Origin of the sequence: Micromonospora sp. NPDC047730 (genome assembly GCF_043204765.1) — a bacterium.
GTDB lineage: Bacteria > Actinomycetota > Actinomycetes > Mycobacteriales > Micromonosporaceae > Micromonospora.
On the sequence record NZ_JBIDCU010000006.1, the window covers coordinates 70,963 to 83,552 of the forward strand.

At 72.3% G+C, this 12,590-nt stretch carries 12 protein-coding genes; 6 read left to right on the forward strand and 6 right to left on the reverse strand.

Annotated features, from left to right (window positions below; genetic code table 11):
- Positions 1–113 precede the first annotated feature (113 nt).
- The 4 genes from ACGF5G_RS16430 to ACGF5G_RS16445 all read left to right on the forward strand — a co-directional run bounded on the left by ACGF5G_RS16430 (position 114) and on the right by ACGF5G_RS16445 (position 2,457).
- Positions 114–680: an RNA polymerase sigma factor gene (locus ACGF5G_RS16430; protein ID WP_393263434.1), complete on the forward strand. Its 567-nt coding sequence runs from the start codon at positions 114–116 to the stop codon at positions 678–680.
- The gene (locus tag ACGF5G_RS16435; protein WP_393263436.1) at positions 677–1,759 is read left to right on the forward strand and encodes a hypothetical protein; all 1,083 of its coding nucleotides are present in this window, start codon (positions 677–679) and stop codon (positions 1,757–1,759) included. The genes ACGF5G_RS16430 and ACGF5G_RS16435 overlap by 4 nt, the downstream gene beginning before the upstream one ends.
- Before the next feature lie 207 nt (positions 1,760–1,966).
- Positions 1,967–2,170, forward strand: a complete 204-nt coding sequence (locus ACGF5G_RS16440) for a hypothetical protein (RefSeq protein WP_393263438.1) — start codon at positions 1,967–1,969, stop codon at positions 2,168–2,170.
- A complete protein-coding gene (locus ACGF5G_RS16445; RefSeq protein ID WP_393263439.1) occupies positions 2,167–2,457 on the forward strand; it encodes a sulfurtransferase TusA family protein in 291 nt (96 codons plus the stop codon). The genes ACGF5G_RS16440 and ACGF5G_RS16445 overlap by 4 nt, the downstream gene beginning before the upstream one ends.
- 126 nt (positions 2,458–2,583) lie before the next feature.
- Here the strand turns inward: ACGF5G_RS16445 and ACGF5G_RS16450 are convergent, their stop codons facing one another.
- Together ACGF5G_RS16450 and ACGF5G_RS16455 are read right to left on the reverse strand one after the other, a co-directional pair.
- Positions 2,584–4,923 (reverse strand): heavy metal translocating P-type ATPase, encoded by a 2,340-nt coding sequence (locus ACGF5G_RS16450; RefSeq protein ID WP_393263441.1) that lies wholly within the window; start codon positions 4,921–4,923, stop codon positions 2,584–2,586.
- A 275-nt stretch (positions 4,924–5,198) separates the two neighbouring features.
- Entirely contained in the window at positions 5,199–6,224 is a 1,026-nt protein-coding gene (locus ACGF5G_RS16455) for an acetylxylan esterase (RefSeq protein ID WP_393263443.1), read from the reverse strand.
- Positions 6,225–6,615: 391 nt separating this feature from the next.
- Between ACGF5G_RS16455 and ACGF5G_RS16460 the strand changes: the two genes are divergently transcribed.
- Positions 6,616–8,565, forward strand: a complete 1,950-nt coding sequence (locus ACGF5G_RS16460; RefSeq protein WP_393263445.1) for a hypothetical protein — start codon at positions 6,616–6,618, stop codon at positions 8,563–8,565.
- A gap of 472 nt (positions 8,566–9,037) precedes the next feature.
- Here ACGF5G_RS16460 and ACGF5G_RS16465 read toward each other — a convergent pair whose 3' ends face one another.
- The 4 genes from ACGF5G_RS16465 to ACGF5G_RS16480 all read right to left on the reverse strand — a co-directional run bounded on the left by ACGF5G_RS16465 (position 9,038) and on the right by ACGF5G_RS16480 (position 11,235).
- On the reverse strand, positions 9,038–10,183 hold the full coding sequence (locus tag ACGF5G_RS16465) for an RNA polymerase sigma factor (protein WP_393263447.1): 1,146 nt from the start codon (positions 10,181–10,183) through the stop codon (positions 9,038–9,040).
- Positions 10,184–10,187: 4 nt separating this feature from the next.
- Positions 10,188–10,595, reverse strand: a complete 408-nt coding sequence (locus ACGF5G_RS16470; RefSeq protein WP_393263449.1) for a YciI family protein — start codon at positions 10,593–10,595, stop codon at positions 10,188–10,190.
- Positions 10,596–10,658: 63 nt separating this feature from the next.
- Positions 10,659–10,790 carry a hypothetical protein gene (locus ACGF5G_RS16475; protein ID WP_393263451.1) on the reverse strand — a complete coding sequence of 44 codons (132 nt, stop codon included), beginning with the start codon at positions 10,788–10,790 and terminating at the stop codon, positions 10,659–10,661.
- A 22-nt stretch (positions 10,791–10,812) separates the two neighbouring features.
- Positions 10,813–11,235 (reverse strand): VOC family protein, encoded by a 423-nt coding sequence (locus ACGF5G_RS16480; protein ID WP_393263453.1) that lies wholly within the window; start codon positions 11,233–11,235, stop codon positions 10,813–10,815.
- Positions 11,236–11,320: 85 nt separating this feature from the next.
- Between ACGF5G_RS16480 and ACGF5G_RS16485 the strand changes: the two genes are divergently transcribed.
- Positions 11,321–12,358, forward strand: coding sequence for a hypothetical protein (locus ACGF5G_RS16485; RefSeq protein ID WP_393263455.1), 1,038 nt, complete (start codon positions 11,321–11,323; stop codon positions 12,356–12,358).
- Positions 12,359–12,590: the final 232 nt, after the last annotated feature.

Here is a 12,590-nt window from a genome sequence, read left to right on the forward strand (position 1 = left end):
CGCGCCATCCCCGTGCCGCATCGGCGGGACCCGAATCGAGGTCGGCCCGGCGAGCGCCGCGATTCCCGGGTCGGGTCTGTCACGATGGGCGCTCCCCCGGACATGGAGTAGACGTGGGTTCGGGGACTGAGCACGAGGACCGCTTCCGACGCGTCTACGCGGCGAACTTCGAGCCGCTGCTGGCGTACGCCATGCGGCGCGTCGAGCAGCCCGAAGACGCGGCGGACGTGGTCGCCGAGACGTTTCTCGTCGCCTGGCGGCGCAGCCGTGACATGCCGCCGGAGGCTGAGGTTCGGCTGTGGCTGTACGGCGTGGCCCGACGGGTGCTGGCCAACCACCACCGCGGCGGAGTGCGCCGGGAACGGCTCGGTGAACGGTTGCGGCAACGACTCAGGGTCGCCGTCGCCGGCGACCCGGGCAGCGAGGTGCCCGAACGGCTCACGGTCCGGGCCGCGCTGGCCCGGCTGGGCGAGTTGGATCGCGAGGTGTTGATGCTGACCTTCTGGGAGGGCCTGGAGCCGCGCGAGGCCGCCGCGGTCCTGCACGTGAGCCCGGCTGTGGTCCGTACCCGGCTGTCACGTGCCCGGGCCCGGTTGCGAGATCTCGTCGGTGACGACCTCGGCCCGCCCGGACATGTACTCGACGTCATGGCAGCACGCACCTCGGAGGAGGGCAGATGACCGACGAGCACCTCGGCCGGATGGTCCGAGACGCCGACCCGTACCGACCCGATGTCATCAGGCACCTCGACGGGGCCGCGCAGAACCTCTTGGAGGAGATCATGTCCGTGCCGACCCTCGGACCTGTCGCCGAGCCGCCCGGCAAACGCCCCCGGGCGCGCCGCGGCATGATGAGCGGGCTCGTCGGCGCAAGCGTCGCGGCCACCCTTCTCGCCGGCGTCCTGGCCGTCTCGATCATGAACGGTGACCAGCCGGAAGGGCGCCCGGCGACCCCGCCGATCGCCTCCGAAGCGACGGGCCCGGCCGCGTATTCGGCGATGGTGCTCAAGGCGGCCGAGGAGAACCCGCGGCTGCTGATCGACCAGCCTGGCTGGAAGGCGACCACCGTCTACGGGTTCGCCGAGAAAGCGGGCACCATCGCGTTCAGCAACGGCGGACAGCAACTGGAGATGAACTGGTACCCGGCCGCCCAGTACGACGGCTACCACAAGGATCGGCTCCGGGTCAGCGAGCCGGAACCGGTGAAGGTCGACGGCTGGCCGGCCGACCTGTTCCGGTACAGCGCGAGCGACTTCGCCGTCATGCTCCGTCCCCGCGACGGTTCCTTCGTCGAACTGCGTACCGGGAGCGCCTGGACGCGGAGCGAGTTCGATCGCGTTGTCGCCGACGTGGTCCGCGTCGACGCCCGCACCTGGCTGGCCGCACTTCCGGCCGAGATCGTCACACCCGAGCGGGTGCAGGAGCAGGCGGCCAAGGTGCTCGCCGACGTGCCGCTCCCGCCAGGCTTCGACATCGCCGCACTGAACGGTCTCGGCACCAACGACCCCTACCAGTTCGGCGCCAAGGTGACCAGCCGGATCGGCTGCGGATGGATCGCCGAATGGCTGCGGGCGAAAGAGGCCGGCGACGACGCCGCCCTCCGGCGGGCCGCGGACGCGTTGCGCGGTAGCCACAAGTGGAAGGTGCTACACCAGATGAACGACGAGGGTGACTGGCCGGAGGTGTTCTGGGAGACCGCCGACAAGGTGGCCGCCGGAAGCCCGCCCGTCGGGTACAAGGAGGCCCTGGGCTGCGAGTAGCCGTCCCGGACCGGCGAGCAGTCTCGGGCTGGGCGCTGAGGATCCCCGGATCCTCAGCGCCCGGCGCCTGCTCTGCGTCTCATCGCGCCCCGGGGGCGGCGCGCCGATTACGGTCCTGACGGCCTTGCCGCCCTGGGCGGCCTGCTCGCCATCGCCACAGCCCTACTCGGATCGGGCTGGAACTCGGCCTGATCGCCGGCACCGCAGATGGTCACCGACGCGGTGCCCCTGGCCAACCGGGCCAGGACCCAGGGCATGATGGACGTGTCCATCGCTGTCGCCGGCGCCACCGGCGGCCTTTCCTCCGGCCTGGTCGTCTCCGCCGCCGGTTCTCCGGTCCTGGCGCTCGTCGGCGGCCTCGTGTCCCTCACCATGCTGCCCACCATCACCGCCACCACGAGGATCCGATGAACCCGCCCACCGACCCTGCCGTCCGCACCGTCGACGGCAGTGGCCTTCTCTGCGTCACCCTCCTGCTCCGCCTGCGGAAGGAAATCGACGGCGTCCCGCCGGGCACCGTCGTGCACGTCATCGCCACCGACCCCGTCGCGCCCATCGACCTACCCGCCTGGTGCCACCTGACCGGCCACACGTGGCTCGGCCGCCAACCATCCGCGGCCGGCACGGTCTACGCGATCCGCGTCACCGCAGCGGCCACACCGGTCGACCAGCAGCGACCCTGGATCACCCACCGCTGACCGGCCTGCGGGGCGTTCACCCACTTCACCGTGCCGAGCCTGAGCCGCTCCGATTCGGCGATCCCAGCCCGGTCGGGGTCAGCATCGGCTGCGACGGCGTCTGCGCTCCCCGAAGGACTCGAACCCCTAACCTTCTGGCGCATAGGTCGGGTTGAGGGAGAAGTAGTCCTCCTCTTCCTGGGCCAGGTGCAGCCGGAGCACGGCGTCCAGGCCGTACAGGGCGGCCAGCAGGTCGGGCACCTCCTCGCGGCGCAGCCGGCCGTCCGGGTGTTGGGCCAGGTGGCCGCCGATCCGGTTCATAAGCCGGTGGATCTCCACGTGTGCGCGGCTCATCGTCGAGGTCGCGTCGGCGCTGCCGAGCGGGCCCGCCAACGCCGGGTAGAGGTGGCGTTCCTCGGCCGCCTCGTGCGGCAGCACCTCGTCGACCAGGCGGCGGTGCACGTCGCGCAACGCCGGCACGCACTCCGGCGCGTCGGGGCGGGTCGCCACCAGGTCGGCGGTGTCGCGCAGCCGGGTCAGCACGTCCCGCACCCCGCCGTGCTCGCCGGCGTACCGGTCGAGCAGTTTCCGGGTTTCCGGCGGGACGTCGCGGCGGCGCAGGCCGCCCCCGAGGGCGCGCAGCGCGTTGAGGATCACCAGCACGTCGATGCCCTCCTGGAGGAACGCGCCGGCGACCGGGGGCAGCCCGCCGGCCGCAGCGATGATCATCGCGACGACGGCCAGGCCCATCCCGACGGTGGCGCTCTGCACCGCGATGCGGCGCGCGTACCGGGCGATGTCGACGGCGTCGGCGAGCCGGTCCAGCCGGTCCACGGTGAGCACCGCGTCGGCGACGTCGGCGGACGCCGTCGCCCCGGTGGCGCCCATTGCCACCCCCACGTGCGCCGCAGCCAGGGCCGGGGCGTCGTTGACGCCGTCGCCGACCATCACCGTGATCGTCCGGCCGGACTCCTCCCGGACCCGGGCCACTTTCTCCTGCGGCGAGCACTGGGCGATCACGTCGTCCACGCCGACGGCCTGCGCCACTTGTCGAGCGGTCTCCGACCGGTCGCCGGTGACCATGATCAACCGGCGGAGGCCGGCCTCCCGGAGCCGCCGCACGGTACGCCGGGCGTCGGGACGTACCGGATCCTCCAGCAGGATCGCGCCGAGCGGGACGCGGTCGTCGCTGACCCAGACGGTGGAGCGGCCGGCCATTTCGGCGCGCTCGTGTACCCGGCGCGCCCACTCGGGTGGTTCACCGGTGAGCTGGCCGACTCGGACCAGGCGGCCGTCCACCCGGCCGGTGACCCCGCGCCCCGGTTCCTCGGTGACGTCGGCCGGCTCGGCCAGCGGCAGCCCCTGCTCGCGGGCCTGCCGGACCAGGGCGGCGGCAAGCACGTGCGGGGAGAGCTGCTCGACGGAGGCGGCAAGCCGCAGCACCTCGTCCCGGTCGCCGCCGGGGGCGACCACCGTCTCGGCGGCACGGGGGCGGCCGGTGGTGAGCGTGCCGGTCTTGTCCATCAGCAGGGTGCGGGCCCGGCCCAGCAGCTCCAGCGACCCGCCGTCGCGGACCAGTACGCCGCGCCGGGCCACCCGGGACAGCCCGGAGACGATCGCGATGGGGGTGGCCAGCAGCAGCGGGCAGGGGGTGGCCACCACCAGCACCGCCACCGCCCGCAGGAACTGGCCGCTGAGCAGCCAGGCGAGCCCCGCCAGCAGCAGGGTGAACGGCACGAACGCGGCGGCGTACCGGTCGGCGAGCCGAACCATCGGGGCCTTGTGCGCGGTGGCCTCCTCCGCGAGCCGGACGATGCCCGCGTACGTGCTCTCTGCCGCGCTCTTGCCGGCCCGCAGCCCGAACCCGGCGCCGGCGTTGACCACACCGCTGACGACCTGCTCACCGGCGGAGCGGGTGACCAGCTGCGATTCGCCGGTGACCGTCGACTCGTCCAGGGTCGCGGCCTCCTCGACGGTCCCGTCCACCGGCACCACGTCGCCGGGGCCGACGACGAGCCGATCTCCCACCGCCACCTGGTCCAGGGGCACAACCTCGATCCCGCCGTCCGGGGTGCGTCGCCGCGCCTGCCGGGGTGCCCGTTCCAGCAGCGCGCGCAGGTCACGGCTGGCCCGGCGCTGCGCGTAGTCCTCCAGCGCCTGCCCGGTGGCGACCATCACGGCGATCACCGCGCCGGCCAGGTACTCGCGGACCAGCAGCGTGCCGACCAGCGCCAGGACGGCGATCACGTCCACCCCGAACTGCCGGCGCCACACCTGCCGCAGCGTCGACCAGGTGGCCGGCAGCAGTGCCACCAGGGTCACCGCCGCCCAGACCAGTTGGGCCGCCTCCGGCAGCCCGGCGAGCCACAACCCGGCGCCGGCCAGCACGGCCAGGGTGAGCAGGGTCAGCGGCGCCCACTGCCGCCAGTCCACCCGGCGCCGCCCCACCGGCCGCTCCGGTACGCACTCGCGCGGTTCCGCCCTCACCTACGGATCGTCCCAGCGGCGCGGCCGGCCGGACCGGGCAACCGAGGTAATCCGGCGCGGGCCGGGCGAGCGCCAGCGCGCTCACCGAGGCCGCCACGACGGCCGGTCGCGCCCCCCTCCGTGGACAACACCCCACCCTGGCGCTGGGCAGCCCTCCCGACGCGCTGGCACTACGGAGGGTGCGGGCCCCGCCTCGCCGCCACCGACCCGAGGGTTCGGGTAAGATCCCCCGCCAGCGGAACATCCCTGGCTAATGCCATCAGCTATCCGAGGGCTCACGCCGAGCTACTCTCCGCCGCCCCGTTCTCCCCGCCACCCCGGTTTCCTCCAGCGGCCAGCACCTCGGCGAAGAACCGCAACCGGACCTCGTCCTGCACCGACTCACCGCCTTCGTGTCCGTTGAACGGGTACACCTCGATCCGGCGCGGGCCGGCATAGTGGTGGTAGGCGCCGAACACCGTCGACGGCGGGCAGCTGGCGTCCATCAACGCCACGCTGAACAGTGCCGGGCAGCGCCCCCGGATGGCGAAGTTGACCCCGTCGACATAGCTCAACGTGTCGAAGACCCGCTCCACGTTGCCCCGGTGGACCTTCAGGTAGTTGACGATCTCCTGGTAGGGGCCGGCGGTGGCCCGCTCGGCGCCACGCCGGAAGTCACAGAGGAAGGGCACGTCGGGCGCGACCGCGCGCAGCCGGGGGTCGAGGGCCGCGACCGCCAGCGACAGCCCGCCACCCTGGCTGATTCCGGTGGCCACCACCTGGTCCGGATCGACCAGCGGATGCGCCCGGGCCGCCTGTACGGCACGCACCGCGTCGGTGACCACCCGCCGGTAGTAGAGGGTTCGGGGGTCGAGCACGCCCCGGGTGACAAAGCCGGGATGCTGCGGGTTGCCGCCGGCCGGCTCGTGGTCGGGGGTCGCTCCGGCACTCCACCCGCTGCCCTGGCCCCGTACGTCCATGAACAGGTGGGCATAGCCCGCGGCGGCGTAGAGCAGGTTCTCGTGCGGCAGGCCCCGGCCGCCGCCGTAACCGGGAAACTCCACCACGCACGGCAGCGGCTTTTCGGCACCGGTCGGGACGGCGAGCCACGCCTTGACCCGGTCGCCGCCGAAGCCACTGAACGTCACGTCGTGGACGGTGATCACGCGCAGCGGCGAGTCGACCGGCTCGAAGGTGGCGTCCAGACCGCGCCGGGCCGCCTCGGCCAGGGTGTCGGCCCAGAACTCGTCGAAATCGGCGGGCTCGCGGCGCACCGGCCGGTATCCGGCGAGTTCGGCCAACGGCAGGTCGGTCAACGGCATGGCGTACCCCATTTCCTCTGGTCGCGTCGGCCGACCCGAACCAGCCATGGTCACGCTGAGTGATGACTGGTGTCCAGTATGGACGGGCGGGTGAACGGCCGGATGCCATCCTTGGCTGCGGCGAGCGGCCGGGTCAAGAGCCCCGTCGCCTGACTAGACGACCGGGAAGTGCGCTACTAATCCGTATTAGCTTCTTGACTCGACGGATCGCCCGGGACCACACTCAGCACTCGGATCAGCCTGACACCTACCGCGCCCTTCGTCACTATCGGTGTCGGGTTGGCCATGCCCCGACGCCGCCCTCGCCGCGACCGCCGGCCAGTCTCCCGTGCCTCGTCCGAGTCGCCGATTCCGCTCCGACCCGCCTGCCCGTCCCGACAGGAGGACCATCATGGCCAACGACCCGACCCCGACCAGGTTCAGACGCCGAGCGTTGCTGGCCGCCGCAGCAGGCGGAGCAGCGCTGCTCGCCGTACCGATCCGGGCGCTCGCCGAGACGTCGGAGACCGCTGGGACGTCGGCGACCACCGCGTCGGGCCTGCCGCTGCTGGCCCCACTGCCGCCCGGAGCACCGGACCGGGCCCTGTTCGCCCCGCTGGAACAGCGGTTCGCCGGCTACCTGGCGATCCTTCCGGGGATGACCAACGACATCGACGACACGACCAACCACGGGTTCATGGGCGGCGGCTGGTGGCGCTCCCCGAACGCGCCGTACAACGCCAGGGTGCAGGAGCACGTCTACACGTTGAGCTGGTTCCACGCCAACCAGCGGCCGTGGAATCCGTACGCCGGGAACGCGGCGCTGGCCGGGCGGCTCGACGCGGCGCTCGGGCACTACCTCGGGCTCCAGCACGACGACGGATCCTGGCCGGAGTACAGCCGCAACGAGCACTCGCTGCCCGCCACCGGCTTCGGCCTCGGTTACCTGGCCAAGACCCTGGCCAACCTGCGACAGTCGGGTGCGCTGCCGCAGCGGCGGACAGAGATCGAACGGGCCCTGCACGCCGGGATGGGCTGGCTGCTGAATCCGGCCAACGGCATCTGGCGTACCCCGGTCCAGTGGACCAACCAGGTCGCCGGTGGCCTCGCCGGCGCGACCCTGGCGCTGCGGCTCCAACCGGACGCCACGCTGGCCGCCCGGCTCACCGAGCGGATCGACTTCCTGGCCGAGCACGGACAGAGCCCCGCCGGCTTCTTCTACGACCCGACCGGCATGGACATCAACTACAACTTCGAGGTGATGCTGCCGGAGCTGGCGGAGATCTACCTGCTCACCGGCAACCGGGCCGTGCTGGGGATGGCCCGCCGGTTCACCGAGTGGTTCGGCCACAACCTGCTCCGCGAGCCGGACGGCTCGGGCTGGCTCACCTACTACGCCATGTCCGCCCGGACCAGCGTCGCCTACTACGACAACGTGATCCCCGACCCGGACCGCACCAACCTCAACTCGGCCTTCGTCCCCGACCTGCCACAACTCGGCGCGTTCCTCACGTCCAGGGAGGACCGGGCCGCCGCCCGCGCCGCCTGGGCCGCCCAGCCGGGTCCCGCCCCCGGGCCGGCCAAGCAGGACACCTCGCCCCGGATCATCGCGCACGCACCGTACGAGGAGACGCTGCCGAGCAACGCCGAGAAGGAGCGAGCCATCGCGGCGCTGCCCTACCTTCGGCAGCCGGAGTTCGCCCAGGTGCGCCGGGACACCGCGGTCAAGCAGGACTACCTCTACGTCAGGCGGCCGGGGCTCTATTTCGGAGCGTTCTTCGGCACCCGGCCGACCAGCACGGTCCGCAGCGGACCGGGCTTCCTCTGGCACCCGGCGGCCGGCACCATCGTGCACGCCCAGCAGAGCGACACCGGCTGCTGGTCGACGCTGCTGCCCAACGGCAACCCGGACGGCCGGAGCAACCTGGTCGCCGAATACCAGGTCGGTGACCGGGAGTGGAACGGGAAGTTCCTCTCCCCCGGCGACGCGCCGGTGCGGGTGCGCTACCGTCTGCCGGACTCGCGGATCACCACCGAGCTGACCGTCACCCGGGACAGCGTGATTCGCTCGGTGCGGGTCACCTCGACGGCGACCGAGCAGATCCCACTGGTGCTGCAACCGCGGGACGTCGTGACGTTCGCCGACGGCACCCCGGTCGCCTACGGCGCCGACGCGGCTGCCCGCACCGACGGCCTGACCATCCGTCGCGGCGGCACCGTCGTCACGGTCAGTTGGGACAGCGTACGGCCGGCCACCGTGACCAGCACGTCCCGGACCTACCTGCACGACGCCCGGCGCCGGGTGCACACGCTGCGGGTGCCGCACGACGGCCGGATCGAGGTACGCATCACCCTCTCCTGACCGTACGGTCTGATACCGACCAACTGCCGGACAGCACCACCCTTCCGGCGACCGAGGCGGCCGCCGGCGTGGACACCACGCCGGCGGCAGTCCTCCCAGCAGATAAAATCCGTCCGTGTCCCGCGGCTCGAACAAGGACTGTTCCGCGCCAGGCTGCCCGTCCCACTCGGCTGACCGCCATCGCTTGACCAGTAGCCGTGGCCCGGCCCGCCCGATCTCTTGACACCGCGTAACGGCATTCCCGGCCGCCGGCCAGGTGCGCTACGACGCGGTGCGGTTCCGGCCCGTCACCGACGATGGCTACGGCGTCATCAGCGACGTCGCCGCGCTGTCCGGCGGGAGGCTGGCGCTGCGGCCCGGCGCACTCGCCCGGCGCACCGACGAGGGACTGGTCGAGCCGGACCGGGAGGAGAGGGACGACTACGCCGCTACCGCCGGCTCACCGGCGCGGGCAGGATCCGAGCGCGACCCGTCAGCGACTCCGGCGGGCGTTGAGCCGCGCGGCCTGACGCGTCAGGTGGTCTCGCTCGGCGAGGTTGGGGGCCTTGTGGGCCGCCTCGGCGTACAGCCGTGCCGCCGTGGCCAGGTCGCCGTCGCGCTCGTGGAGGTACGCCGCCACCGCGGCGTGGCGCGGCAGCGAGTCGTCCAGCGCCGCGAGCGCCGCCAGCCCGGCGCGCGCTCCGTCGGCCTCGCCGACGGCCACGGCGCGGTTGAGCCGGACGACCGGGCTGTCGGTCAGGCGCGCGAGTTCGTCGTACCACTCGACGATCTGCACCCAGTCCGTCTCCTCGGCGGTGCGTGCGTCAGCGTGCAGTGCCGCGATGGCGGCCTGGGCCTGGAACTCGCCCAGCCGGTCACGGGCGAGTGCGGCCTGTAGGATCTCGACGCCCTCGGCGATCGACGCGGTGTCCCACCGGCCGCGGTCCTGGTCGGCCAGTGGCATCAGGCTGCCGTCGGGCGCGGTCCGGGTGGCGCGCCGGGCGTGGTGCAGCAGCATGAGGGCGAGCAGCCCCGCCACCTCGGGGTGGTCGATCGCGGTCGCGAGCTGCCGGGTGAGCCGGATGGCCTCGGCGGCGAGGTCCACGTCGCCGGAGTAGCCCTCGTTGAAGACCAGGTAGAGCACGCGCAGCACGGTGGCGACGTCGCCGGGCTGGTTGAACCGCACGCCGGAGACGGTGCGCTTGGCCCGGCTGATGCGTTGCGCCATGGTCGCCTCGGGCACCAGGTAGGCCTGGGCGATCTGGCGGGTGGTCAGCCCGCCGACGGCGCGCAGCGTGAGGGCGACCGCGGACGACGGCGTCAGTGACGGGTGGGCGCACAGGAAGTAGAGCTGGAGCGTGTCGTCGACCGCGGGCGCGGGCCCGGGCGCCGGCTCCTCGTCGATGAGGTCCTCACGCCGGCGGCGGGCGGCGTCCGCCCGGGTCGCGTCGAGGAACCGGCGCCAGGCCACGGTGACCAGCCAGCCCTTCGGGTCCCGCGGCGGGTCGGCCGGCCAGACGCGGACCGCCTCGACCAGCGCGTCCTGCACGGCGTCCTCGGCCGCCGCGAAGTCGGCTCCGCGGCGGACGAGGATCCCGAGCACGCTCGGCGTGAGGCTCCGGAGCAGGGCCTCGTCCATCAGATCACTCCGTGATGGTGGGCGGCTCGGCCAGGAACGGACGTACCTCGAGCCACTCGTGGATCGGCTTCCCGCCCGCCCCCGGCGCGGCCGACAGCTCCCCAGCCAGCTCGATGGCGCGCTCGTAACTGTCGACGTCGATCACCATCCACCCGGCGATGAGGTCCTTGGTCTCGGCGAACGGGCCGTCGGTGACCGGCGGGCGACCCTCCCCGTCGTACCGGACGAACGTCCCCTCCGGGGCGAGCGCCTGACCGTCGACGAACTCGCCGGTCCCCTCGAGCCGGGCCGCGAAGTCGCGCATGTACTGCACGTGCGCCGAGATCTCCTCCGGCGTCCACTGTTCCATGGGCACGTCGTTGACCGCAGCCGGAGCGCCGCGGTAGTGCTTGAGCAGCAAGTACTTGGCCATCGTGTTTCTCCTCGGTGCTGGTGCGACCCATTCTGGTCACGGCCAGCCCGGGGACGGAGCCAGTCACGGGTTCTCGACATCGCCGTCCGAGATTTTTTGGCTCTCCGCCGCGGTCGCCTCGGCCCCGGGACAGGTCTTCCACAGCAGCCCGTCGATCTCGACGACGGGCTGCTCAGCCTCCGCCGGGGGGGCCACCGACCGACCTGGGGTATCTGTCCTAGAGCTCCTGGACAGGACGTGACAGCAGGCAGAACTCGTTGCCCTCAGGATCAGCGAGCACGACCCAGCTCACGTCGGAGGACTGTCCCACGTCGACGCGTCGCGCACCGAGGGCGAGCAACCGGTCAAGCTCCTCCGCGGTGGACACGCCGTCGGCACGCAGGTCGAAATGCAACCGGTTCTTGATCACCTTGCCCTCCGGCACGGCCGCCACGTCGATCATCGGCCAGGAACGGTCGGAGGCCGCAATGGTGATCACCTCACCATCCTCATCGACAACCTGCCAGCCGAGAACCGAGCACCAGAAGTCGGCGATCAGTTGTGGCCGGACGGCGTCGATGGCGATGGCGGCAAGACGGCTCGGCATGCCGTCATTCTCACCCACGAACAGGCTGAGCCGCGTTCTGGCCGTCCGCTCCACCGCGCCACTACTCAATCGACGATTCTCCATATACTGTGCAGGCCGGAAGCGCCGTCGCCGTTAACTGTGGAGCGTGGAGGAGCGGATGAGACTCATCTCGTGGCAGGACAGGCGACGCGGCCGATCGGCGCCGGCGGCCCTGGGCATCCTGGTACTGGCGGCCGGACTGGCGGTTGCCGGTCCACCCACCGCCGCCCAGGCATCCGACTGCACGCGCACCCACACCGGTCGCACGCCGTTGCCGGACCTGCGTACCGGTACGTACCTCGGTGCGCAGGGCGGGCTCTACCCGGGTGGCGTCAACGTCCGCCCGGCCGCACACGACTCGGCGGGGCGGTCCCTGGCGGCCACCCAGGTCGTCCCGCGCAACGCGGCGGGCGCCGCCGACCCGACCAACGGCCGGATCGTGTTCGCCTCGATCGGCATGTCGAACACCACCCAGGAGTTCCAGGCGTTCATGCAGGCGACGGCAGGTGACACCACCATCAACCCCCGGTTGGTGATGGTCGACGGAGCCCAGGGCGGGCGCGCTGCGACCGACTGGGCCGACCCGAACAGCACCACCTGGCAGATCCTCAACGATCGGCTGAGGCAGGCCGGGGTCACCCCAGCCCAGGTGCAGACAGTCTGGCTGAAGCAGCAGTTCGCCGGGGACGGGCTGGGCGCGTTCCCCAGCGGGGCGCAGAAGCTACGGGACTCCCTACGCAGCATCGTCACCATCGCCCGGAGCAAGTACCCGAACCTGCGAATCGTCCACCTGTCCAGCCGCACCTACGGTGACTACTCCACCGCGACCCGCGGTACCGGCGCCTACGAGCAGGCGTTTGCCGTCAAGTGGCTGATCGAGGACCAGATCGCCGGAGATCCTCGACTGGCGTACGCCGGCAGCGGCGCCCCGGCTCCATGGCTGGCCTGGGGCCCTTATCTGTGGGCGGACGGGCTCGGCGCGGACGACGTGGTGGGCGGCGTGCCGGGGCGCAGCGACGGGCTGGAGTGGTCCTGCGCTGACTACCAGAGCGACGGCGTGCACCCCAGCACCTCCGGCCGGAAAAAGGTCGCCCAGGCGCTGATCAGCTTCTACAAGAACGACACCACCGCCACCCCCTGGTTCCGTCGCAGTTGACCGCAGCCAGCCCGCGGCACGCCGCCCGGCAAAGGGACGGACCGGTCGGGCAGGATGGATCCGGTCGCGGAGAACTGCCATGATGCCGCGCATGTCACTGCACCGCCGCACCGTGCTCGGCGCCGGTCTCGCGGCAGCCGCCGCCGCCCTCGCCGGCTGTCGCGAGGTGGTCCGTTCGGCCACTTCCGGCCCGACCGCCGGCCCCAGCCCGTCGGCCGCGTCGCCGCGACCG

Excerpts from the sequence above, each read along its gene's own strand:
- ACGF5G_RS16435 (WP_393263436.1), top strand. The coding sequence starts at position 677 with ATGACCGACGAGCACCTCGGCCGGATGGTCCGAGACGCCGACCCGTAC.
- ACGF5G_RS16470 (WP_393263449.1), bottom strand. The coding sequence starts at position 10,595 with ATGGCCAAGTACTTGCTGCTCAAGCACTACCGCGGCGCTCCGGCTGCG.
- ACGF5G_RS16460 (WP_393263445.1), top strand. The coding sequence starts at position 6,616 with ATGGCCAACGACCCGACCCCGACCAGGTTCAGACGCCGAGCGTTGCTG.
- ACGF5G_RS16455 (WP_393263443.1), bottom strand. The coding sequence starts at position 6,224 with ATGCCGTTGACCGACCTGCCGTTGGCCGAACTCGCCGGATACCGGCCG.
- ACGF5G_RS16465 (WP_393263447.1), bottom strand. The coding sequence starts at position 10,183 with ATGGACGAGGCCCTGCTCCGGAGCCTCACGCCGAGCGTGCTCGGGATC.
- ACGF5G_RS16440 (WP_393263438.1), top strand. The coding sequence starts at position 1,967 with ATGGTCACCGACGCGGTGCCCCTGGCCAACCGGGCCAGGACCCAGGGC.
- ACGF5G_RS16445 (WP_393263439.1), top strand. The coding sequence starts at position 2,167 with ATGAACCCGCCCACCGACCCTGCCGTCCGCACCGTCGACGGCAGTGGC.
- ACGF5G_RS16485 (WP_393263455.1), top strand. The coding sequence starts at position 11,321 with ATGAGACTCATCTCGTGGCAGGACAGGCGACGCGGCCGATCGGCGCCG.